18 protein-coding genes and 4 tRNA genes are annotated in these 23,394 nt (G+C 64.9%); 10 read left to right on the top strand and 12 right to left on the bottom strand.

Annotated features, from left to right (window positions below):
- Positions 1 to 2: 2 nt before the first annotated feature.
- A complete protein-coding gene (gene ilvD / locus AvAM_RS19175) occupies positions 3 to 1,862 on the bottom strand; it encodes a dihydroxy-acid dehydratase (protein ID WP_137748535.1) in 1,860 nt (619 codons plus the stop codon).
- 247 nt (positions 1,863 to 2,109) lie between these two features.
- Here ilvD (AvAM_RS19175) and ilvD (AvAM_RS19180) point away from each other — a divergent pair, with 247 nt between their 5' ends.
- On the top strand, positions 2,110 to 3,813 hold the full coding sequence (gene ilvD / locus AvAM_RS19180; protein ID WP_137748536.1) for a dihydroxy-acid dehydratase: 1,704 nt from the start codon (positions 2,110 to 2,112) through the stop codon (positions 3,811 to 3,813).
- A 202-nt stretch (positions 3,814 to 4,015) separates the two neighbouring features.
- On the opposite strand, the gene AvAM_RS19185 is transcribed toward ilvD (AvAM_RS19180), so the two are convergent.
- Positions 4,016 to 4,258, bottom strand: coding sequence for a TIGR04438 family Trp-rich protein (locus tag AvAM_RS19185; RefSeq protein ID WP_124512892.1), 243 nt, complete (start codon positions 4,256 to 4,258; stop codon positions 4,016 to 4,018).
- Between the two features lie 115 nt (positions 4,259 to 4,373).
- On the opposite strand from AvAM_RS19185, the gene AvAM_RS19190 reads away from it, so the two are divergent.
- Positions 4,374 to 4,679 carry a c-type cytochrome gene (locus AvAM_RS19190; protein ID WP_137748537.1) on the top strand — a complete coding sequence of 102 codons (306 nt, stop codon included), beginning with the start codon at positions 4,374 to 4,376 and terminating at the stop codon, positions 4,677 to 4,679.
- Positions 4,680 to 4,941: 262 nt separating this feature from the next.
- On the opposite strand, the gene acs is transcribed toward AvAM_RS19190, so the two are convergent.
- Positions 4,942 to 6,936 (bottom strand): acetate--CoA ligase, encoded by a 1,995-nt coding sequence (acs, locus tag AvAM_RS19195; protein ID WP_137748538.1) that lies wholly within the window; start codon positions 6,934 to 6,936, stop codon positions 4,942 to 4,944.
- A gap of 187 nt (positions 6,937 to 7,123) precedes the next feature.
- Between acs and AvAM_RS19200 the strand changes: the two genes are divergently transcribed.
- The 6 genes from AvAM_RS19200 (at position 7,124) to AvAM_RS19225 (ending at position 12,548) form a co-directional block, all read left to right on the top strand.
- Positions 7,124 to 7,732 carry a TIGR00645 family protein gene (locus AvAM_RS19200; RefSeq protein ID WP_137748539.1) on the top strand — a complete coding sequence of 203 codons (609 nt, stop codon included), beginning with the start codon at positions 7,124 to 7,126 and terminating at the stop codon, positions 7,730 to 7,732.
- A gap of 318 nt (positions 7,733 to 8,050) precedes the next feature.
- Entirely contained in the window at positions 8,051 to 8,935 is an 885-nt protein-coding gene (locus AvAM_RS19205) for an intradiol ring-cleavage dioxygenase (protein WP_137748540.1), read from the top strand.
- A gap of 56 nt (positions 8,936 to 8,991) precedes the next feature.
- On the top strand, positions 8,992 to 9,279 hold the full coding sequence (locus AvAM_RS19210) for a hypothetical protein (RefSeq protein WP_137748541.1): 288 nt from the start codon (positions 8,992 to 8,994) through the stop codon (positions 9,277 to 9,279).
- A gap of 31 nt (positions 9,280 to 9,310) precedes the next feature.
- The gene (locus AvAM_RS19215) at positions 9,311 to 10,870 is read left to right on the top strand and encodes an ATP-binding protein (RefSeq protein WP_137748542.1); all 1,560 of its coding nucleotides are present in this window, start codon (positions 9,311 to 9,313) and stop codon (positions 10,868 to 10,870) included.
- Positions 10,867 to 11,565: a response regulator gene (locus tag AvAM_RS19220; RefSeq protein ID WP_137748543.1), complete on the top strand. Its 699-nt coding sequence runs from the start codon at positions 10,867 to 10,869 to the stop codon at positions 11,563 to 11,565. Before AvAM_RS19215 ends, AvAM_RS19220 begins: the two co-directional genes overlap by 4 nt.
- 164 nt (positions 11,566 to 11,729) lie before the next feature.
- The gene (locus tag AvAM_RS19225) at positions 11,730 to 12,548 is read left to right on the top strand and encodes a Crp/Fnr family transcriptional regulator (protein WP_137748544.1); all 819 of its coding nucleotides are present in this window, start codon (positions 11,730 to 11,732) and stop codon (positions 12,546 to 12,548) included.
- A 174-nt stretch (positions 12,549 to 12,722) separates the two neighbouring features.
- Here the strand turns inward: AvAM_RS19225 and fumC are convergent, their stop codons facing one another.
- Positions 12,723 to 14,132, bottom strand: a complete 1,410-nt coding sequence (gene fumC / locus AvAM_RS19230) for a class II fumarate hydratase (RefSeq protein ID WP_137748545.1) — start codon at positions 14,130 to 14,132, stop codon at positions 12,723 to 12,725.
- 182 nt (positions 14,133 to 14,314) lie between these two features.
- Here fumC and AvAM_RS19235 point away from each other — a divergent pair, with 182 nt between their 5' ends.
- Positions 14,315 to 15,871, top strand: coding sequence for a fumarate hydratase (locus AvAM_RS19235; RefSeq protein WP_137748546.1), 1,557 nt, complete (start codon positions 14,315 to 14,317; stop codon positions 15,869 to 15,871).
- Positions 15,872 to 16,039: 168 nt separating this feature from the next.
- Entirely contained in the window at positions 16,040 to 16,918 is an 879-nt protein-coding gene (gene murI, locus AvAM_RS19240; protein WP_137748547.1) for a glutamate racemase, read from the top strand.
- A gap of 88 nt (positions 16,919 to 17,006) precedes the next feature.
- Here the strand turns inward: murI and AvAM_RS19245 are convergent, their stop codons facing one another.
- The 8 genes from AvAM_RS19245 to clpX all read right to left on the bottom strand — a co-directional run bounded on the left by AvAM_RS19245 (position 17,007) and on the right by clpX (position 23,370).
- A complete protein-coding gene (locus AvAM_RS19245; RefSeq protein WP_137748548.1) occupies positions 17,007 to 17,531 on the bottom strand; it encodes a M48 family metallopeptidase in 525 nt (174 codons plus the stop codon).
- Positions 17,532 to 17,673: 142 nt separating this feature from the next.
- Positions 17,674 to 18,303 carry a DUF6806 family protein gene (locus AvAM_RS19250; protein ID WP_137748549.1) on the bottom strand — a complete coding sequence of 210 codons (630 nt, stop codon included), beginning with the start codon at positions 18,301 to 18,303 and terminating at the stop codon, positions 17,674 to 17,676.
- Positions 18,304 to 18,587: 284 nt separating this feature from the next.
- Positions 18,588 to 18,680 (bottom strand) — tRNA-Leu (locus AvAM_RS19260).
- 154 nt (positions 18,681 to 18,834) lie between these two features.
- Positions 18,835 to 18,910, bottom strand: a tRNA-Gly gene (locus AvAM_RS19265).
- Between the two features lie 180 nt (positions 18,911 to 19,090).
- A tRNA-Cys gene (locus AvAM_RS19270) sits at positions 19,091 to 19,164 on the bottom strand.
- Between the two features lie 58 nt (positions 19,165 to 19,222).
- Positions 19,223 to 19,298: transfer RNA gene (locus tag AvAM_RS19275), tRNA-Gly, on the bottom strand.
- Positions 19,299 to 19,384: 86 nt separating this feature from the next.
- Positions 19,385 to 21,817, bottom strand: a complete 2,433-nt coding sequence (lon, locus tag AvAM_RS19280; protein ID WP_137748550.1) for an endopeptidase La — start codon at positions 21,815 to 21,817, stop codon at positions 19,385 to 19,387.
- A gap of 287 nt (positions 21,818 to 22,104) precedes the next feature.
- Entirely contained in the window at positions 22,105 to 23,370 is a 1,266-nt protein-coding gene (gene clpX / locus AvAM_RS19285; RefSeq protein WP_124512862.1) for an ATP-dependent Clp protease ATP-binding subunit ClpX, read from the bottom strand.
- Positions 23,371 to 23,394: the final 24 nt, after the last annotated feature.

Raw genomic sequence — 23,394 nt, forward strand, 5'->3', positions numbered from 1 at the left:
GCTCAGTCGTCCAGCAACGACAAATCGCGCACGGCGCCCTTGTCGGCCGACATCACCAGCTTGGCATAGGCCTTGAGCGCGGCCGACACCTTGCGCGGGCGGGGCTGCGCAGGCTTCCAGCCCTTGGCGTTCTGCGCTTCGCGGCGCTTGGCCAGTTCCTCCTCGCTCACCAGCACATTGATCGTGCGGTTGGGAATGTCGATGCGGATGCGGTCGCCGTTCTGCACGAGGCCGATAGCACCACCGGCAGCCGCTTCGGGCGAGCAGTGGCCAATCGACAGGCCGGAGGTGCCACCCGAGAAGCGGCCGTCCGTCAGCAGCGCACAGGCCTTGCCCAGGCCCTTGGATTTGATGTAGCTGGTGGGGTACAGCATCTCCTGCATGCCGGGGCCGCCCTTGGGGCCTTCGTAACGCACGATGACCACGTCACCGGCCTTGACCTTGTCGGCCAGGATATTGGCCACGGCTTCGTCCTGCGATTCGGTCACGTGGGCCGTGCCTTCAAACACCAGAATGCTTTCGTCCACACCGGCCGACTTGACCACGCAGCCGTCCACCGCGATGTTGCCGGTCAGCACGGCCAGGCCGCCTTCCTTGCTGAAGGCGTGGTCGTACGAGCGGATGCAACCCTCTGCGCGGTCCAGGTCCAGGCTGGGCCAGCGGGTGTTCTGGCTGAACGCCACCTGCGTAGGGATGCCTGCGGGGCCGGCCATGTAGAAGGTGCGCACGGCGTCGTCCTGCGTACGCACGATGTCCCACTGGTCCAGAGCGTCTTTGAGCGTGGGAGCGTGCACCGTTGGCACGTCGGTGTGCAATTTGCCCGCGCGGTCCAGCTCGCCCAGGATGGCCATGATGCCGCCGGCGCGGTGCACGTCTTCGATGTGGTACTTGTTGGTGTTGGGCGCCACCTTGCACAGCTGCGGCACGACGCGCGAGAGGCGGTCGATGTCGGCCATGGTGAAGGGGATCTCGGCCTCTTTGGCAATCGCTAGCAGGTGCAGGATGGTGTTGGTGGAGCCGCCCATGGCGATGTCCAGCGTCATGGCGTTTTCAAACGCCTTGAAGCCCACCGAGCGGGGCAGCACGCGTTCGTCGTCCTGCTCGTAATACTGCTTGGCCAGGTCCACGATGCGGCGGCCCGCGCGCTTGAAAAGCTGTTCGCGGTCGGCATGGGTGGCCACCACCGTGCCGTTGCCGGGCAGCGACAGGCCCAGCGCCTCGGTCAGGCAGTTCATGGAGTTGGCGGTGAACATGCCCGAGCACGAACCGCAAGTGGGGCAGGCCGAGCGCTCGACTTCGGCCACGTCGGCGTCGGAGTAGTTGGTATCGGCGGCAATGACCATCGCGTCCACCAGGTCGAGCTTCTTGAACTCCATGACCTTGGTGACCGGATTGGCCAGGCGGGTCTTGCCCGCTTCCATGGGGCCGCCCGAGACGAAGATCACCGGGATGTTCAGGCGCATCGCGGCCATCAGCATGCCGGGGGTGATCTTGTCGCAGTTGGAGATGCAGACCATGGCATCGGCGCAGTGCGCGTTGACCATGTATTCGACCGAGTCGGCAATGATGTCGCGGCTGGGCAGCGAATACAGCATGCCGTCGTGGCCCATGGCAATGCCGTCGTCCACGGCAATGGTGTTGAACTCCTTGGCCACACCGCCAGCGGCTTCGATCTCGCGGGCCACCAGCTGGCCCAGGTCCTTCAGGTGCACGTGGCCGGGCACGAACTGGGTGAACGAATTGACCACCGCGATGATCGGCTTGCTGAAGTCATCGTCTTTCATGCCGGTGGCGCGCCACAGGGAACGCGCGCCTGCCATGTTGCGACCGGCGGTGGAGGTTTTGGAACGGTAGATGGGCATCGTGCTGGCTTCTGGAAAATCGCTGAAAAGGAAGCGGGCCGCAGGAATAAAGGCCCCTCGCGCACCCGTGCAACCAACCTCTTGAGCCGTGCCGGGGGCAAACCCATTAATTATCGCCCAGCCCTCCGGGCCCGCCCGGGGCGTGGCGTTGAGGATTGCGGGGGCAGACCCCACGCACTGCGACGGCGCTGGCAGAATGATCCATTCCGCTCCAGCCTCCCCCAACCCGACACCAGGACGCCCCACGATGACCGACTCCAGCAAGCCCTCCGCGCCCATCAACCGCCGCAGCGCCAACATCACCCAGGGCAAGTCGCGCGCACCCAACCGCTCCATGTACTACGCCATGGGCTACGAGGAAGGCGACTTTGTGAAACCCATGGTGGGCGTGGCCAATGGTCACAGCACCATCACGCCCTGCAACAGCGGCCTGCAGAAGCTGGCCGACGCGGCCATCGCGGGCATTGAGGAAGCCGGGGGCAACGCCCAGGTGTTCGGCACCCCCACCATCAGCGACGGCATGGCCATGGGTACCGAAGGCATGAAGTACAGCCTGGTGAGCCGCGAAGTCATCAGCGACTGCATCGAGACCTGCGTGGGCGGCCAGTGGATGGACGGCGTGCTGGTGGTCGGCGGCTGCGACAAGAACATGCCCGGCGGCCTGATGGGCATGCTGCGCGCCAACGTGCCCGCCATCTATGTGTACGGCGGCACCATCCTGCCCGGCCACTACCAGGGCAAGGACCTGAACATCGTGAGCGTGTTCGAGGCCGTGGGCGAAAACGCGGCGGGCAAGCTCAGCGACTTCGACCTCAAGGAGATCGAAAAGCGCGCCATCCCGGGCACCGGCTCTTGCGGCGGCATGTACACCGCCAACACCATGAGCAGCGCCTTCGAGGCCCTGGGCATCAGCCTGCCCTATTCGTCCACCATGGCCAACCCGCACGACGAGAAGATGAACTCGGCCAAGGAATCTGCCAAGGTGCTGATCGAGGCCATCAAGAAGGACATCAAGCCGCGCGACATCGTGACCAAAAAGTCCATCGAGAACGCCGTGGCCGTGATCATGGCCACGGGCGGATCGACCAACGCGGTGCTGCACTTTCTGGCGATTGCCCATGCGGCGGGCGTGGAGTGGAGCATCGACGACTTCGAGCGCGTGCGCGTGAAGACCCCTGTGCTGTGCGACTTGAAGCCCAGCGGCAAGTACCTGGCCGTGGACCTGCACCGCGCAGGCGGCATCCCGCAGGTTATGAAAGTTTTGCTGAATGCAGGCTTGCTGCACGGCGACTGCCTCACCATCGAGGGCAAGACGATTGCCGAGGTGCTGCAGGACGTGCCTGACCAGCCGCGCGCCGACCAGGACGTGATCCGCCCCATCAGCAACCCCATGTACGCACAAGGCCACCTGGCCATCCTGAAGGGCAACCTGAGCCCCGAAGGCGCCGTGGCCAAGATCACGGGTCTGAAGAATCCTGTGATCACCGGCCCCGCCCGCGTGTTCGACGACGAGCAGTCGGCACTCGAAGCCATCCTGGCGGGCAAGATCAAGGCAGGCGACGTGATGGTGCTGCGCTACCTGGGCCCCAAGGGTGGCCCCGGCATGCCTGAAATGCTGGCCCCCACCGGCGCCCTCATCGGCGCCGGCCTGGGCGAGAGCGTGGGCCTGATCACGGATGGCCGCTTCTCGGGCGGCACCTGGGGCATGGTGGTGGGCCACGTGGCGCCCGAGGCGGCGGCGGGCGGCACCATTGCTTTTGTCAACGAAGGTGACAGCATCACCATCGATGCGCGCCAACTGCTGCTGGAGCTGAACGTGCCTGACGAAGAAATCGCAAAACGCCGCGCCACCTGGAAAGCGCCTGCGCCGCGCTACACGCGGGGTGTGCAGGCCAAGTTTGCGTTCAACGCCTCCAGCGCCAGCAAGGGCGCCGTGCTGGACGCGTTCTGACCGACAGCAGCGGGTGTTCTGGCGGCCCTGCTGCGCAGCGCACCGGCTGCCTGCAGCACGGGCCCGCCCCTAAAAACACAAAGAAAAAGCGCCCGGAGCTTCAGGCTCCGGGCGCTTTTTTTGATGTTGTTGTTACAGGCGGCGAAGCCAGCCCGCTCACCCGGTGTGGCGGCAGGCGCACACCTTGGCCTGGTGCGGACGCTCAGCGCGGCTTGCGTGGGCGGATGCCCAGGGCTTCCTTGTGTTTGTTGATGCGGTCCTGCTTGCGCTGGTCCATTTTTTCCATGGCCTTGCGCTTGGTGTAACCCGTGGAGTCGGCCCAGGCCCACCACAGCGCAGTGGCTGCAAAGGGCGCCAGCACCCACCACCAGGACCAGGTCGCCACGGGGCCGATTTCAAAATACTTCAGTGCCAGCATGAGGAGGGAAAGACCCAGCAGATACATCGCAATCTCCAGAAAATGCCATCACAGGCCTGATTGACGCGGGACAAGGGCTTGTCAACCCAAGTCACTACAATCCCATTAAAAGCACTGTAACTCAACCACAGGAAATCCCACCATGAAGCGTACCCTGATCACTCTTGCCATGACGCTGTCGGTTGCGGCACCCGCAATGGCCGACCTGGCCCTGGCGACATCGAAGAACTGCATGGCCTGCCATGCGGTGGACAAGAAACTGGTGGGCCCGTCGTACAAGGACGTGGCAGCCAAGTACGCAGGCCAGAAAGACGCCGTGGACAAGCTGGCCGCCAAGATCGTCAAGGGCGGCTCTGGCGTGTGGGGCCCCGTTCCCATGCCTGCCAATGCACAGGTCAACGACGCCGACGCCAAGAAGCTGGCTGCCTGGGTGCTGACACAGAAGTAAGCCGCCGTTCAAGCCACTGCGGTTCTGGGGCCTGGCGCCCCAAAGCCGCAACAAAAAAGCCGCGCCACAGGGAATGTGACGCGGCTTTTGTTTTGGGGGCATCTCAAGCGCAGTCTGCGCGACGCCTCCCTGAATCAGTGGGTCTGGGCCAACTGATCGAGAACTGCAGGGTTCTGTGGCCACGTCACATCGCTGCGCGATATGAGTGTTCACAAACCCCGCAAGCATTGCGCGCTGGCGCCGCTGCACGGCGCCTCCTGGATCAATTGGCCTTGGCCAATTGATCCAGGATTGCGGGGTTTTCCAGCGTCGAGGTGTCCTGCGTGATGGCCTCGCCCTTGGCAATGCTGCGCAGCAGTCGGCGCATGATCTTGCCGCTGCGGGTCTTGGGCAGGTTGTCGCCAAAGCGGATGTCCTTGGGCTTGGCAATCGGGCCGATTTCCTTGGCGACCCAGTTGCGCAGCTCATTCGCGATCTGCTTGGCTTCCTCGCCGGTGGGGCGGGCGCGCTTGAGCACCACGAAGGCGCAAATGGCCTCGCCCGTCACGTCGTCGGGGCGGCCCACCACTGCGGCCTCTGCCACCAGGTCGGTCTTGGAGACCAGCGCCGATTCGATTTCCATCGTGCCCATGCGGTGGCCCGAGACATTGAGCACGTCGTCGATGCGGCCCGTGATGCGGAAGTAGCCCCGGTCAGCGCTGCGCACGGCACCGTCGCCAGCCAGGTAGTAGCCCTTGAGCTCTTCGGGGAAGTAGGCCTTCTTGAAGCGCTCGGGGTCGTTCCAGATGGTGCGGATCATGCTGGGCCAGGGCTTCTTGATGACCAGGATGCCACCCGCGCCGTTGGCGACATCGTTACCAGTTTCGTCCACGATGGCGGCGGCAATGCCGGGCAGGGGCAGCGTGCAACTGCCGGGCACCAGCGGCGTGGCGCCGGGCAGCGGGGTGATGACGTGGCCGCCGGTCTCGGTCTGCCAGAAGGTGTCCACGATGGGGCAGCGCTCGCCGCCCACATTCTTGTGGTACCACATCCAGGCTTCGGGGTTGATGGGTTCGCCCACGCTGCCCAGGATGCGCAGGCTCGACAGGTCCGAGCGCGCGGGGTGCACGGCGGCGTCGCCTTCGGCGGCCTTGATGAGCGAGCGGATGGCGGTGGGCGCGGTGTAGAAGATCGAGACCTTGTGCTTCTCGATCATCTGCCAGAAGCGGCCAGCATTCGGGTACGTGGGCACGCCCTCGAACACCACCTGGGTGGCACCGGCCGCCAGCGGGCCATAGGCCACGTAGCTGTGGCCGGTGATCCAGCCGATGTCGGCCGTGCACCAGAACACATCGTCTGCACGCAGGTCGAAGGTCCAGTCCATGGTGAGCTTGGCCCACAGCAGGTAGCCGCCGGTGGCGTGCTGCACGCCCTTGGGCTTGCCGGTGGAGCCGCTGGTGTACAGGATGAACAGCGGGTGCTCGGCGCCGACGGCCACGGGGGCGCATTCGGTGCTCTGCCCGGCCAGCATCTCGCCAAAGGTCTTATCGCGCCCGGCCACCATGTTGCAGGCCGTGGGCGTGCGCTGGTAGACGAACACGTTGCGGATGGTGTCGCAGCCGCCCATGGCCAGGGCTTCATCGATGATGGCCTTGAGTGGCAGCTCCTTGCCGCCGCGCATCTGGTAGTTGGCGGTGATCACGGCCACGGCGCCTGCGTCGATGATGCGCTCCTGCACCGCCTTGGCGCTGAAGCCACCGAACACCACGCTGTGAGTGGCGCCAATGCGCGCGCAGGCCTGCATGGCGATCACGCCCTCGATGGTCATGGGCATGTAGATCAGCACGCGGTCGCCCTTGGCCACGCCGTGGGCCTTGAGCGCATTGGCAAACTGGCTCACGCGGGCCAGCAGTTCCTTGTAGGTGATCTTGGTGACCGTGCCATCGTCCGCCTCGAAGATGATGGCGGTCTTGTTTTCGGTGGGGGTGCCGATGTGGCGGTCCAGGCAGTTGGCGCTGGCGTTCAGTTCGCCGTCGTCAAACCACTTGAAGAAGGGGGCGTTGGAGGTGTCCAGCGTGCGGGTGAAGGGCTTGGTCCACTGCACGTTCTCGCGCGCCAGGCGGGCCCAGAAGCCTTCGAAGTCCTTGTCGGCCTCGGCGCACAGGGCGTCGTAGCCCGCCATGCCCGAGACGCGGGCGGCTTTGACGATGGCATCCGACGGCGGGAACACACGGTTCTCAACCAAAACGGACTCGATCGCGGATGTGGGCGCACTCATGGTGTTGTCTCCTGGGTCTGATGGAATTGGAATTGGGCGGTACTGTCGGGCGCAGCACTTACAAGCCACTGACTGGCGCGAAGCTTACAGAATCTGCACGCTGCACCGGGCCGGGATGGCCACCGGGTAGCAGGGCTGTCACGCCGCGCCCCTAAAATCGCGCGACCCTAGACCCTCCGACCTTTCCATGTCCCAGCCCAAAAACTCCGCCTCCCCCTCGCCGATGCGCCCCCTGCCCTCGCTGATTTTTGCCAGCCGCTGGCTGCAGTTGCCCCTGTACCTGGGCCTGATCCTGGCGCAGGCGGTGTATGTCTTCCACTTCTGGGTGGAGCTGGTGCACCTGATCGAGGCGGCGTTTGGCAACAGCGCTGCGCTCAAGAGCCTGGTCTCCAGCATCGGCTACAAGAGTGATTTCGAGGTCACTGCGCTCAATGAAACCATCATCATGCTGGTCGTGCTGGCGCTGATCGACGTGGTCATGATCTCCAACCTGCTGATCATGGTGATCGTGGGGGGCTATGAGACCTTCGTCTCGCGCCTGCACCTCGAAGACCACCCCGACCAGCCCGAGTGGCTGAGCCATGTGAACGCCTCGGTGCTCAAGGTCAAGCTGGCCACCGCCATCATCGGCATCAGCTCCATCCACCTGCTCAAGACCTTCATCAACGCTGCCAACTACGACCTGAAGGTGCTGATGTGGCAGACCATCATCCACGTGACCTTCCTGCTCAGCGCACTGGCCATCGCGTTGACCGACCGGCTGATGTCGCACACCCCGCCCCCGGCACGCCACTGATCCCCTGGCCGCGTGCGCCATGCAATGCCCACTCTGGGTAGCTGGCAGCACCCGGCTTCACACACCCACCGCAACACCCACCGCCCCGCGCACTGCAGGGCGCCGTGGCCAGTTCAGCGGCGCGGCGCCCGTTCCGCACCCGGCGGGCAGTGCACAGGTCAAAAATTCGAATAAAACCAGGGCTTACCGCGCAACAGCCATGCCCTGATAGCTATAAAAATAGTAGCACCCATACACAACCTCTCCCTCCCAGATTTCTCCCCAATCGGGCGGCACAGTGCAGGTCATCCCCACTGTTCCCACCTGCAGGAGAAATCCATGGACCCCACCCGCATCCCCACCACCCCCATCGCCACGGCCGCGCAGGCCTTGGCCAACCGCCGCCTGGCCCTGAGTGCCCTGGGCTCGCTGGGCGTAGCCACCCTGTGGGGCTGCGGAGGCGGTGGCAGCGACACCGCCGCCACGGACACCACCGACACCTCGGGCACTGGCAGCGGCACTGGAACGGGCTCCGGGACCGGCACAGGCACCGGTACTGGCACCGGAACGGGCACCACCACCTGCTCGGTGGTCCCAGAAGAAACCGCCGGCCCCTACCCCGCCGACGGCTCCACGGCCAGCAACAACACCTACAACGTGCTGGCGCTCAGCGGCATCGTGCGCTCGGACATCCGTAGCTCCATCGGTTCGTCCACCCAGGTCGGGGGCGTGCCGCTCACCATCACCATCACGCTGACCAACACCCAGGCCAGCTGCGCCCCGCTGGCGGGCTACGCCATCTACCTGTGGCACTGCACACAGGACGGCAACTACTCGGTCTACACCTCCAACAACATCGCCGACAACTACCTGCGCGGCGTGCAGGCCACCGATGCCAGCGGCACCGTCACCTTCACCACCATCGTGCCCGGCTGCTACGCAGGCCGCATGCCCCACATGCACCTGGAGGTCTACCCCAGCCTTGCTGCCGCCAGCAACGCGCGCAACAAGGTCAAGACCACGCAGCTCGCCTTCCCCACCGCCCTGCTCAGCAGCATCTACAGCAGCAACGCGGGCTACAGCGCCAGCGTGCGCAACCTGGCCTCCATCACCTTTGCCACCGACAACGTGTTCAGCGATGGCACCACGCTGGAGATGACCACCATGCAGGCCAACACGGGCGGTGGCTACGCCGCCAACATCACCATTTCCATCGCGGCCTGAGCCCCGCCTGACCAGCACCCACCGCCGTTTCTTCACGCACTCTGAAGCCACACACCATGCAAACCTTCCACACCTTCCACACCTTCCTCGCCAGCCTGGCCCTGGCATTCCTCGCCGCCGCCCCCAGCCACGCCCAGCCCGCCCGTGGCACGCCACCCGCCCCACCGCCCGAGGCCTATGCCGCCTGCAAGGGCAAAACCGAAGGCGCCAGCGTCACGCTGACCATGCCCGACGGCAAATCGCTGGCAGGCACTTGCCGCACAATGGACGGCACCCTGGTAGCCATGCCCGCAGGCGGGCCTGGCGGCCCCGGCGGCGCGGGTGGCCCGCCACCTGCCCGCTGATTGCCGAACCGCTGACCGCCACCGCAGCCCCATGCCCCACCTGACCCTGCACCGCAAAGCCTTCATCGCCCTGGCCGCACTGCTTTTGGCTTTGCTGCTGATCTTTGCGGGCTTCTCGCGCCTGGGGCTGCAGCGGGGCCTGGGGCCGTATGTGGCCGAAATCGAGCTGGCCCGCATGGACTGGCTGGCCGAGCGCCTGCAGGCCCACCACACCCAGGCGGGTGGGTGGGACAGCCTGCGCAACCAGTCCACGCTGTGGGGCCGCCTGGCCCACCCCGGCGGTGGCTCGCGCCGCCCGGGCGCACCGCCCCCTGGCGACCCCGGTGCCCCGCGCGATGCACGCCCCGGCCTGCCGCCCCCGGACCACATCGATTCATCCCCCCCGCCCCCACCACCCGACGACCAGCGCAGCCCGGACCGGGGCAGCATCACCCCGCCCCAGCGCCACCCCGACGACATCTACCCCCGCCTGGGCCTGCTGGATGCGCAAGAGCGTGTCGTCGTGGGCACCGCCCCGCAGTCTGGGGGCGCTCGGCTGGCACTGCGCAGTCCCGATGGCCAGACCATCGGCCATCTGGTGCTGGCCCCTCCCCAGGGCGTGCGCAGCGAGGCCGATCAGGCCTTCCTGGCCCAGCACCTGGGTTTTGTGGCGTGGACGGGCCTGGCCGGCCTGGCGCTGGCACTGCTGCTGTCGGGCTGGCTGGCACGGCGCTGGCTGGCCCCGGTCGAGGCCCTGGCCACCGGTGCACGCGGCATTGCGCAGGGCGCCCTGCACACCCGCGTGCCCGTGCACGGCAACGACGAACTGGCCCAGCTCGCCCGCACCTTCAACACCATGGCCGAACAACTGAGCAGCATCGAAGCCAGCCGCCGCCAGTGGCTGGGCGACGTGGCCCACGAACTGCGCACCCCCCTGGCGGCCATGCGCGCCGAGATCGAGGCCGTGCAGGACGGCATCCGCCCCTTTGACGACAAGACCGCGCTGCGCCTGCACCGGCAGGTGATGCGCCTGATACAACTGGTGGGCGACCTGCGCGCCAGCCTGGACGCAGCGGGCACCAGCGCGCCCTCGGCCCAGGTGCCCGTGCACCCGTTGTCGCTGCTGGCCGAAGCGCTGGCCTCGATGCGCCCGCGCCTGGCCCAGGCCGCCATCGACGTGGACACCACAGGCCTGGACGCGCTCGCCGCACGATCCCCCGCCCCGGTCGTGCAGGGCGACGCCCAGCAACTGCACCAAGTGTTCCTGAACCTGCTGGAGAACAGCCTGCGCTACACCGATGCGGGCGGCCGGCTGCAGATTTCGGCACGCGAAGTGGCGGCGCCCGGCGGCGCGGCCCACCCGCAGGTGCTGCAAGTGCAACTGGACGACAGCGCGCCGGGCGTGCCCACGCATGAGCTGCCGCGCATCTTCGAGCGCCTGTACCGCGCCGAAACCTCACGCAACCGCGACCACGGCGGCTCGGGCCTGGGCCTGGCCATCTGCCGCGCCATCGTGCTCGCGCATGGCGGCACGCTGACGGCCGACGCATCGCCCCTCGGCGGCCTGCGCATCACGCTGACCCTGCCCCTTCTGGACAACACCGCGCCATGAGCCCACGCATCCTCGTCGTCGAAGACGAACCCGACATCGCCGCCATCGTGGTGGACTACCTGCGCCACGCGGGCTACACCGTCGAACACCAGGCAGAGGGCCGCGCAGCCCTCGCCAGCATCGTGGCCGCGCCGCCGGACCTCACACTGCTGGACATCATGCTGCCCAGCATGGATGGCCTGGACATCCTGCGCCAGGCGCGGCGCCACACCGAGCACCCCATCATCATGCTCACGGCCCGCGTGGAAGAGGTGGACCGCCTCATCGGGCTGGAGCTGGGTGCGGACGACTACATCTGCAAGCCGTTTTCGCCGCGCGAGGTCGTGGCCCGCGTCAAGGCCGTGCTGCGCCGCGCAGCGCCCGGCGCGCCGCTGGCGGGCGTGGAAGGCGTGGCGACGGCCCTGGTGCTCAACGAAAACCTGTGGCAGGCCACACTGCACGGCACGCCGCTCAACCTCACGCGGCGCGAGTTCAAGCTGCTGCAGGTACTGGCGCGCCAGCGAGGCCGCATCTTCTCGCGCGCCCAGCTGCTGGACCAGGCCTACGACGACACGCTGGATGTGAACGAACGCGCCATCGACAGCCACATCAAGAACCTGCGCAAAAAGCTCAAGGCCGCCAGTGGCGACGACACCGACTGGATCCGTTCGGTGTATGGCGTGGGCTTTGCACTCGACCCGGGTGCATTGAACTGAGCCAGCGCGCCACATCAGCACGCGGCACTCGGCACTCGGCGGTGTCGCGCAGGTGCGGCCCTGCAGGGCAACCCGCCAGGGCCCGCCGCTAAACTGGCGCCTCCGCCCCCTGCCAGCCCAGCACAGCGCCGTGGACCATCGGCCCTGCGCCCAGAGAGCCGCCCATGCCCGCCACCACCCTGCCCGAGCCCACTGCCAGCCTTGAACACCACCTGCAGCGGCCCTTCTTGAGCCCGCCTGAGCGCGAGGCCATCAACCGGGGCCGCTGGTTTGCGGCGCTCACGCCCTCGCTGCGGCACGACATCTTCCGGCTGGGCCGCGTCACGCGCCATGCGCATGGCCAAATGATCGTGGAGCAGGGCGAGCTGGCCCAGGACTGGTTTGCCTGCGCCAGCGGCGCCATCCGCTTTCGGCGCACCACCCCTTCGGGCAAGCAAGTGACGCTGGCCTATGTGGAGCCCGGCATCTGGGTGGGCGAGGCCGAGGTGCTGCACCAGGGCCCCAACACCTATGACGCCCATGCCCACGGCCCCACCACGGTGCTGAGCGTGGCCGAAGGCGTGTTCCGCCAGCTGCTGCGCGCGCACCCCGAGTTTGGCGAGGCCCTGCTCACGCTGCAGGCGCGCCGCATGCGCTACCTGTACTGGATGATGGAAGACATGGCCACCCTGCCCCTGCGCGCGCGGCTGGCCAAGCAGCTGCTGCATGTGCTGCGCCGCTTTGGCGAACGCGCCGCCATGCCGGGCCAGCGCGGCGCCATCGGGTTGTCGCTGGTGCAGGACGAGCTGGCGCAGCTGCTGGGCGGCTCACGCCAGCGCATCAATGTGGAACTGAAGTGGATGGAGCGCGAAGGCATCATCGGCATCCACCAGCGCAGCATCGTGGTCTACCAGCAGGAGCAGCTCGAAGCACTGGCGCAGCAGGAGGTGTCGGATGCCCGGGCCGAGACGCAGGGTGGCAGCCAAGGTGGCTCGGCGCCTTGAGCCTGCGCAGAGGCGACCTCGCCCGTCAAAACAGCCCCTCGGCGCACATTGGCACAGCCAATGCATCAAATTTGATAGCAGCTATCGCTTGATGGGTGAGCGCAGACGCCCTTTTTTCTTCATAAATTCAGCGGCGCGCCGCAGACACAGGGGGCGCAGCACCCCAGGCTGGCATCAGCGCCCCACCATCTGCGCAGGCACCACCCACTGGTCAAACTGCTCGCCCGTCACATGGCCCGACGCGATGGCGGCGGCACGCAGGCTGGTGCCCTCCTTGTGCGCCTTCTTGGCAATGAAGGCCGCCTTGTCGTAGCCGATGTGCGGGTTCAGCGCTGTCACCAGCATCAGCGACTGCTCCACCAGGTCGTTGATGCGCGCCTGGTTCGGCTCGATGCCCACGGCGCAGTGCTCGTTGAAGCTGGCCATGCCATCGGCCAGCAGGCGCACGCTCTGCAGGAAGTTGTGAATCACCATCGGGCGGAACACGTTCAGCTCGAAGTTGCCCGAGGCTCCGCCGATGTTGATGGCAACGTCATTGCCCAGCACCTGCGCGCACAGCATGGTCAGCGCCTCGCACTGCGTGGGGTTGACCTTGCCCGGCATGATGGACGAGCCCGGCTCGTTCTCGGGGATGGTGATCTCGCCCAGCCCGCTGCGCGGGCCGCTGGCCAGCCAGCGCACATCGTTGGCAATCTTCATCAGGCTGGCCGCCAGGGTCTTGAGCGCGCCATGGGCATGCACCAGGGCATCGCAGCTGGCCAGGGCCTCGAACTTGTTGGGGGCGGTGACGAGTGGCAGGCCCGTCAGATCGGCCAGCTCCTTGGCCACGGCCTGGGCATAACCCGCAGGCGCATTGAGCCCCGTGCCCACGGCCGTGCCACCCAGGGCCAGCTCGCCCAGATGGGGCAGCGCGGCGCGCACATGCTGCTCACCGTGCTGCAGCTGCGCCAACCAGCCCGAGATCTCCTGGCCCAGCGTGAGCGGGGTGGCGTCCTGCAGGTGCGTACGGCCAATCTTCACGATGCCATCAAACGCCTTGGCCTTGGCCGCCAGCGTGGTGCGCAGGCCGTGCAGTGCGGGCAGCAGGCGGTGCATCAGCGCGTCCACCGCCGCCAGGTGCATGGCGGTGGGGAACACGTCGTTGCTCGACTGGCTCTTGTTCACCTCATCATTGGGATGCACCAGCCGCGCCTCGCCGCGCGGGCCACCCAGCAACTCGCTGGCGCGGTTGGCCAGCACCTCGTTCATGTTCATGTTGGTCTGGGTGCCCGAGCCGGTCTGCCACACCACCAGCGGAAACTCCTGCAGGTGGCCGCCGCCAATCACCTCGTCCGCCGCCGCCACAATGGCCGTGGTCTTGGCCGCATCCAGCAGGCCCAGCGCGTGGTTCACGTAGGCACTGGCCCGCTTGACCTGGGCCAGCGCGCGGGTCAGCTCGGGCGCCATGCGCTCGCCCGAGATCGCGAAGTGGTGCAACGAGCGCTGCGTCTGCGCGCCCCACAGCCGGTCGGCCGGGACATCGATGGGGCCGAAAGTGTCTTTTTCGGTGCGGACTGCGGTCGGGGCGGGGGTGGAGGTTTTCACGGGTGGGCCTTGCCGCTCTGCGAGCGAATGGGGGGTGGAACGAAACACCAGACCGCAGCATACCCACCCCGGGCCACGGCGCGCCAGCACCCTGCAGCCCCCCACCATGGCCCCTGACAGGACCACGCAAGCCCGGCGGGGGATAATTCGGGGTTCGCGTTTTCCCTAAAACCCCCACCGCCATGACCACGACGACCATTCGCCAAGAAGACCTGATCGAATCCATTGCCGGCGCGCTGCAGTACATCAGCTACTACCACCCCACCGACTACATCGCCCACCTGGCCCGCGCCTACGAGCGCGAAAAGAGCCCAGCGGCCAAGGATGCGATCGCCCAGATCCTCACCAACAGCAAGATGAGCGCCACCGGCCAGCGCCCCATCTGCCAGGACACCGGCATCGTCAATGTGTTCCTGAAGGTGGGCATGGACGTGCGCTGGGAAGGCTTCACCGGCAGCCTGGACGACGCCATCAACGAAGGCGTGCGCCGTGGCTACAACCACCCCGACAACACGCTGCGCGCCTCGGTCGTTGCAGACCCCCAGTTCGCCCGCAAGAACACCAAGGACAACACCCCGGCCGTGATCTTCACCGAGATCGTGCCCGGCAACACCGTGGACGTGACGGTGGCAGCCAAGGGCGGCGGCTCGGAGAACAAGTCCAAGATGTACATGCTCAACCCCGGCGACAACGTGGTGGACTGGGTGCTCAAGACCGTGCCCACCATGGGCGCTGGCTGGTGCCCGCCCGGCATGCTGGGCATCGGCATTGGCGGCACGGCCGAGAAGGCAGTGCTCATGGCCAAGGAAAGCCTGATGGACGACCTGGACATGTACGAGCTGCAGGCCAAGCAAGCCAGCGGGGCCGAACTCGACAATGTCGAAAAGCTGCGCCTGGAGCTGTTTGAAAAGGTCAACGCCCTGGGCATCGGCGCGCAGGGCCTGGGCGGTCTGACTACGGTGCTGGACGTCAAGATCAAGATGTACCCTACGCACGCGGCCAGCAAGCCGATTGCGATGATCCCCAACTGCGCCGCCACGCGCCACGCACACTTCGTGATGGACGGCTCGGGCCCCGTGTACCTCACGCCCCCCAGCCTGGACCTGTGGCCCAACGTGGACTGGGCGCCGGACTACAACAAGAGCAAGAAGGTCAACCTCGATACCCTGACCAAAGAAGAAGTCGCCAGCTGGAAGCCCGGCGACACCCTGCTGCTCAACGGCAAGATGCTGACGGGCCGCGACGCCGCGCACAAGCGCATCCAGGACATGCTGGCCAAGGGCGAGAAGCTGCCCGTGGACTTCACCAACCGCATCATTTACTACGTGGGCCCTGTGGACCCCGTGAAGGGCGAGGCCGTGGGCCCCGCAGGCCCGACCACTGCCACGCGCATGGACGGCTTTACCGAGATGATGCTGTCCCAGACTGGTCTGATCGCCATGGTGGGCAAGGCCGAGCGCGGCCCGGTCGCCATCGAGGCCATCAAGAAGCACCAGAGCGCCTACCTGATGGCCGTGGGCGGTGCGGCCTACCTGGTCTCCAAGGCCATCAAGACCGCCAAGGTCGTGGGCTTTGCCGACCTGGGCATGGAAGCCATCTACGAATTCGACGTGGTGGACATGCCCGTGACCGTGGCCGTGGACGCCGGTGGCACCAGCGCCCACATCACCGGCCCGGCCGAATGGCAAAAGCGCATCGCCTCGGGCGAGTTCAAGGGCATCGGCGTCGCTGCGGCCTGAGGTCCCATCCGGTCGCCCCGGCGCCAGCGCTCGGCTCTGGCGCCAGGGCAATGACTCTCCTAACCGCCTTCGGGCGGTTTTTCTTTTGGGTCCAACCCTCTGCGGCACGAAGGCTGCGTCTTTCCTACAATCCACGCTTTCGTCCAACTGCCAGAGCTTGGTTCCTCGATGCCGCAGGCCTCTTTTCCCATCGGTGTTTTTGACAGTGGCGTCGGTGGGCTGAGCGTGCTGCGCGCCCTGCTGGCCGCCATGCCCCACGAGCGTTTCGTGTACCTGGCAGACAGCGCCAACGCACCCTATGGCGAGCGCGGCGACGCCTTTGTGGCCGCCCGCACCCATGCCATCACGCAGTACCTGCGCGAGCAGCACCACATCAAGGCCTTGGTGGTGGCCTGCAACACCGCCACGGCGGCGGCCATCCACGAGGTGCGCAGCAGCCACCCGGACTTGCCCCTGGTGGGCCTGGAACCCGCCATCAAGCCTGCCCTCGCGGTGACGAAGACCGGCCACGTGGGCGTGATCGGCACCCGGGGCACGCTGACCAGTGCGAAGTTCAGCAAGCTCATGGCCTCGCTGCAGGAGCAGGCGCATTTTGTGGTGCAGCCCTGTGACGGCCTGGCCCATGCCATCGAGCGCAGCGTGGCGCTGCCCGTGGCCGCCCCAGGCAGCCCCGTCGATGCCACAGAGACCGGCGCACTGTGCGCGCGCTATGTCCAGGCCATGGGCAGCTTCGGCACCGCCCCGGGGCAGATGGACACCCTGGTGCTGGGCTGCACGCACTACATCTTTGTAGCCCACGAGCTGCGCGCACTGGTCGGGCCTGGCGTGCAGTTCATCGAGACCGGCGAACCCGTCGCACGCCAGACGCGGCGCCTGCTGGACACTGCGGGCCTGCTGCACCAGCCAATCCATGCAACGGCGGACGAAACTCCCGCCACGCCCAGCATCCAGCTACTGACCACCGGCCCCGTGGCCATGCTGGAGGCCGCTGCACAACGCTGGCTGGATCTGCCCGCCAGCTGCTGCCGGTCTGTGCAAGTGCCTTGATATATAAAAAAAATCGGCTCTACCGCCCGTCCATCAAGCACTTTAAGCTATTAATTTAATAGCAATCTACCTAACGGCCGCGTCACCCTCAGGACGGCTCCGTGCCCCACAGCCGGGTGCCTGCGTGCTCCACATGCGTGAGGTACAGCCGCAGGTCGAACTCGTACTGGTGGTACTGCGGCTCCATGTGGGTGCATAGCTGGTAGAAGGCTTTGTCGTGGTCCTTTTCGCGCAAGTGCGCCAGCTCATGGACCACGATCATGCGCAGGAACTCATCGGGCGCCTGCTTGAACATCGAGGCAATGCGGATCTCATGCTTGGCCGCCAGCCGGTTGCCCTGCACGCGCGACACCGCCGTGTGCAAACCCAGTGCGTGGCGCACGACATGGATCTTGTTGTCGAACAGCACCTTGTTGACCGTGCCCGCGTTGCGCAGATAACGCGCCTTCAGCTCCTGCGCGTAGTCATACAGCGCCTTGTCGCTGCGCACGGCATGCGCTTGCGGGTATTTGCGCTGCAGCACCGCCCCGAGCTTTCCCTGCGCCAGCAGATCACGTGCCTGGTCCTGCAGGGCCGCAGGGTAGGAGCGCAGATAGGGAAGGTCGGAGTGCATGGAAAGCGAGATAGTTGCTGCCACACGGGGCAAGAAGGCTCGGCGGACCGGCCAGGGCCGCTTGCTTCACCACCTGTGCAGCCCTCGATGCCCGCCTCACCCGCCTGCGTGGAATGTTGTGAGCCCCGGAAGGCTCGGAGGATCAGTGCAAGTGGCGCGGACGGCGGCCACCGCCACCGTGGCCGCTGGCTGGCCCCCCCGGGCCACGGGGTGGCTTGCCGATTTCCAGCGAGTTCACCAGGGCATCAAAACGCTGGCTGAACAGCTTGTCGATCTCGGCGACCACACCGCCCAGCTCGGCACCATCAAAGTGGCGCTCCATCATGTTCACCACGTCCTGCACCAGCAAATCCCGCTGCACCTGCATGATGGCGGCCGGTGTTGGGCCGACAAAGAGCATCACAAAGTCATCGCGCGACTCGGCGCCCTGCTCTTCCTCTTCTTCGTCAAAGTCGGCGTCGTAGAACGTGACTTCGATCGCAGCCCCTTGCTCGGCCAGCTCGTTGAGGCTCATGCACATTTCGTCCAGCGACTGGCGAAAGTCGTCATCGCCCCGCACCGTCCAGCACATCTGCAGCAGATGCTCCTGCGCATCAAACTTGATGCCGGGCTCCTCCTCATAGGCGCTGGCAGCACCATCGGCCAGCGAACGGGCTCCAGCGTACTTCCACAAAGGTTTGAGCGCCTCCTGGAGCTGGTCAAAACTCACATCAGCGCGCAAAGGGACCTGTCCGTGGACATGGATTTCGAAGGGAGCGTTGTAACTTGACATGATTGAATCCTAGAGCCTGTTCAATGTCTTTTTGGAGTCGCACAAGTCCCTTGCCGGGATGGGCTGCTAGGCGCGGTGCGCAGTGGATAGCCTAGCTATCCACAAGCACCGCAACACCGCAGACCGCCCGGCAAGGCACTTGCCCGAAGGGTTGGAGTGAAATCGGGCGATTGGACGCCCCGGCTGCTTGCATGGGCATGAGCCCATACTGCGCAGCCGGAGCATCCACTCATCCCGATTGCACTCCAATGCGATCTCCAAAAAGACATTGAACAGGCTCTTCGTGGTGCCCCGAGCCGGGGTCGAACCGGCACGCCCCTTTTCAGGAAAGCGGCGGATTTTAAGTCCGCAGTGTCTACCAATTTCACCATCGGGGCGCCGGCTGCTGAGCGCACACCTGCGTTGCAGCGTAACCCGGGCAGCACATGTGCGCAATGCCCTGTCGCATCCGTGACCACCAGCTGCTGCATGAAAACAGCACACCCGGCGCCACCAAGAAAAAAGGGAAGCCTAAGCTTCCCTTTTCAAAATTGGAGCGGGAAAAGAGTCTCGAACTCTCGACCTCAACCTTGGCAAGGTTGCGCTCTACCAACTGAGCTATTCCCGCATTTGCTTGCTTTGCTTGACGTTTCCATCAGAGCTTATCAGCAAGCCTCAAATTATATCGCTATTTTTGGCCTCATTCGATTGCTGACCAAAAATTTTCCAATTACCTACCAGCCTTGCCCATCTTCGCTGCAGCGCAGAATTCTAAAGATTCGGAGCTACCGACGGTACAGACCGTATCTGGAGGCGCGGTCCGGAGTCGAACCGGACTAACCGGATTTGCAATCCGGGGCATAACCGCTTTGCTACCGCGCCAGGAATTCACATTCCTCTGACAAAAAAGGGAAGCATTTGCTTCCCTTTTTGTGGAAATTGGAGCGGGAAAAGAGTCTCGAACTCTCGACCTCAACCTTGGCAAGGTTGCGCTCTACCAACTGAGCTATTCCCGCATTTACCGTAGCCTTACATTGTACAACGTTTGCTGCGATGGAGTGAATTGTAGCGCATTTTTTGGGGCTCCCCAAAAAATTTTGCGTCAATGTTTCAAGCCATCCGCAGCAGCCGACGACACGGCCGCTTTTTCGGCCGACGCCGGCGCAACCACGGCCACTTCCTCGTCCGTCAGCGGCACGGGTTTGCTTTCCAGTGCGACCTCCAGCACCTTGTCGATCCAACGCACCGGAACGATTTCCAGCCCGCTCTTCACGTTGTCAGGGATCTCCTGCAGATCCTTCACATTTTCCTCAGGGATCAACACGGTCTTGATGCCGCCACGCAAAGCAGCCAACAGCTTTTCCTTGAGCCCCCCGATGGCGGTGACTTCACCGCGCAGCGTGATTTCACCCGTCATGGCCACATCGCCGCGCACAGGGATGCCCGTGAGCGCCGACACAAACGCGGTGGTCATCGCAGCACCCGCACTCGGGCCGTCCTTGGGCGTGGCACCGTCTGGCACGTGGATGTGGATGTCGCGCTTCTCGAACGCTTCGTCCTTGATGCCCAGAATACGCGCGCGGCTACGCACCACCGTACGCGCCGCCTCCACGGATTCCTTCATCACATCGCCCAGCGAACCCGTGCGCGTGATCACCCCCTTGCCAGGCATGATGGCCGCTTCGATGGTCAGCAGGTCGCCACCCACTTCGGTCCATGCCAAGCCCACCACCTGGCCCACCTGGTTCTGCAACTCGGCACGGCCGTAGGTGTACTTGCGCACGCCCAGAAAGTCGGGCAGGTTGTCGGCCGTCACCACCACCTGGGGTTCCAGTTTCTTGAGCTGCAGGCCCTTGACCACCTTGCGGCAGATCTTGGACAGCTCACGCTCCAGCGAACGCACACCCGCTTCGCGCGTGTAGTAACGCACCATGTCGCGCACAGCGGGCTCGGTGATGAGCAGCTCTTCGTTCTTCACACCATTGTTCTTGAGCTGCTTGGGCAGCAGGTACTTCATGGCGATGCTGGTCTTCTCGTCTTCGGTGTAGCCCGACAGACGGATCACCTCCATCCGGTCCAGCAGGGCTGGCGGGATGTTCATGGAGTTGGAGGTCGCCACGAACATCACATCCGACAGGTCGAAATCGACCTCGACGTAGTGATCCCCGAAGGTATGGTTCTGCTCTGGATCCAGCACCTCCAGCAGCGCGCTCGACGGGTCTCCCCGGAAGTCCGTACCCAGCTTATCGATCTCATCGAGAAGGAACAGCGGATTGCGTGTACCCACTTTCGAAAGGCTCTGCAGCACCTTACCCGGCAGCGCGCCGATGTAGGTGCGGCGGTGCCCCCGGATCTCGGCTTCGTCGCGCATGCCGCCCAGGGCCATGCGCACATACTTGCGGCCGGTGGCCTTGGCGATGGACTGACCCAGCGAGGTCTTGCCCACGCCCGGGGGGCCCACCAGGCACAGGATGGGCGCCTTCACCTTGTCCACGCGCTGCTGCACTGCGAGGTATTCAAGGATGCGGTCCTTGACCTTGTCGAGGCCGTAGTGGTCTTCGTTGAGCACGCCCTCGGCATTCACCAGGTCGTGCTTGATCTTGGTCTTCTTGCTCCAGGGCAGCGCCGTGAGCACGTCGATGTAGTTGCGCACCACGGTGGCCTCGGCCGACATGGGCGACATCAGCTTGAGCTTCTTGAGTTCGGCGTCGGCCTTCTTGCGCGCTTCGGCGGGCATCTTCGCGAGCTTGATCTTTTTCTCGATCTCCTCGATGTCGGCGCCTTCGTCGCCTTCGCCCAGTTCCTTCTGGATGGCCTTGACCTGCTCGTTCAGATAGAAGTCGCGCTGGTTCTTCTCCATCTGGCGCTTCACACGGCCACGGATCTTCTTGTCCACGTTGAGGATGTCCACCTCGCGGTCGAGCTGCTCAAACAGGTTTTCGAGACGGGCCTTCACATCAGACAGGTCGAGCACCACCTGCTTGTTTTCGAGCTTGAGCGGCAGGTGGGCGGCGATGGTGTCGGCCAGGCGGCCCGGATCGTCGATGCTGGAGATCGAGGTCAGAATCTCGGGCGGAATCTTCTTGTTGAGTTTGACGTACTGGTCAAACTGCTGCATCACGGCACGGCGCAGAGCTTCGATCTCGCTGGGCTTGTTGGCCTCCGGCGTGGCCTCAACCGGTGTGACGGTCGCCATGAAATGCGTTTCTGTGTCCTCGATGGAGGCCACCAGCGCGCGCTGCTGTCCCTCGACCAGCACCTTCACCGTGCCGTCGGGCAGCTTGAGCATCTGCAGGATGGTGGAGACACAGCCGACGTCGAACATGTCCGACACCGAGGGCTCATCCTTGGCTGCCGCTTTCTGGGCCACCAGCATTATGCGGCGGTCGGCCTCCATGGCCATCTCAAGCGCCTTGATGCTCTTGGGGCGGCCCACGAAAAGCGGAATCACCATGTGGGGAAACACCACCACATCGCGCAATGGCAACAGGGGCAGGTCAATGGGGGTGGCTGGCAGGGGGGTATGTCCGGACATGGAAATCCTCAAAGTGCTCTGTGGAAGTGGTTCCACATGTGGGGATTTTCAACCCTTGCGCGCAGCCGTACTGGCGCAAGGGTTGATGGTTCAGGGGGCGACAACAGGGCGCCCGCTCCGGTCATTCAGAAGGTGCGAATGAGCCCGGCGTGACCGAGCGGGTCGCACAAACGTGCCCCACCAAGGCGTAAAGCGCAGCCATAGCTTGGGCTATGGCGAGCATTTGCAACGCAGAGGGGGCGCGTTTTTGCGGGACGAGCGGACATGGCGGGTTCGTTCACACCTTCTCAGGCCTTCTTGGCCGCTTCGCGGTAAACGAGCAGCGGCGGCTTGTTTTCTTCGATGGTGGATTCGTCCACCACCACCTTCTCGACGTTGCTGGTATTGGGCAGGTCGAACATGGTGCCGATCAGCGATTGCTCCAGGATGGAACGCAGTCCCCGGGCACCGGTCTTCCGGGCCAGGGCCTTGCGGGCAATGGCCTTCAGGGCCGCAGGGCGGATCTCCAGATCCACACCTTCCATCGACAACAGCTTGCTGTATTGCTTGACGAGCGCGTTCTTGGGCTCGGTCAGGATCTGCACCAGGGCGTCCTCGCTCAGTTCGGCCAGCGCCGTCACCACGGGCATGCGGCCCACCAGTTCGGGGATGAGGCCGAACTTGATCAGATCCTCGGGTTCAATCTCGGTGAACACTTCGGTCAGCGAGCGCTGCTTCTTGCTCTTGACCGATGCACCAAAGCCGATGCCCGACGCTTCGGTACGGTTCTCGATGACCTTTTCCAGGCCCGCAAACGCACCGCCGCAAATGAACAGGATGTTGGTCGTATCGATCTGCAAAAAGTCCTGGTTCGGATGCTTACGCCCACCCTGGGGCGGCACGCTGGCCATGGTGCCTTCGATGAGCTTGAGCAGCGCCTGCTGCACGCCCTCGCCCGACACGTCGCGCGTGATGCTCGGGTTGTCGGACTTGCGCGAGATCTTGTCGATTTCGTCGATGTAGACAATGCCGCGCTGGGCGCGCTCGACTTCGTAGTTACAGCTTTGCAGCAGCTTCTGGACGATGTTCTCCACGTCCTCGCCCACATAGCCCGCCTCCGTCAGCGTGGTGGCATCGGCCATCACGAAGGGCACGTCCAGCATGCGCGCCAGGGTCTGGGCCAACAGCGTCTTGCCCGAGCCCGTGGGGCCGATCAGCAGGATGTTGCTCTTGGACAGCTCCACGTCGTCCTTGTGGGCCTTGTCCTTGTGGCGCAGGCGCTTGTAGTGGTTGTACACCGCCACCGCCAGCGTGCGCTTGGCCACTTCCTGGCCAATCACATAGTTGTCGAGGTTGGTCTTGATCTCCACCGGCGTGGGCAGGTCGCTGCGGCCTTCGCGGGCCAGATCTCCGGCCGGAAGCTCGTCACGAATGATCTCGTTGCACAGGTCAATGCACTCGTCGCAGATAAAGACCGACGGGCCAGCGATCAGCTTCTTCACTTCGTGCTGGCTTTTGCCGCAAAAAGAGCAGTAGAGGGTTTTTTCGCTGGAAGAGCCTTTTTTCTCGGCCATGGGGGCAATGCCTTGTTACGTACG

Source organism: Acidovorax sp. NB1, assembly GCF_005405905.1.
GTDB lineage: Bacteria > Pseudomonadota > Gammaproteobacteria > Burkholderiales > Burkholderiaceae_C > Acidovorax.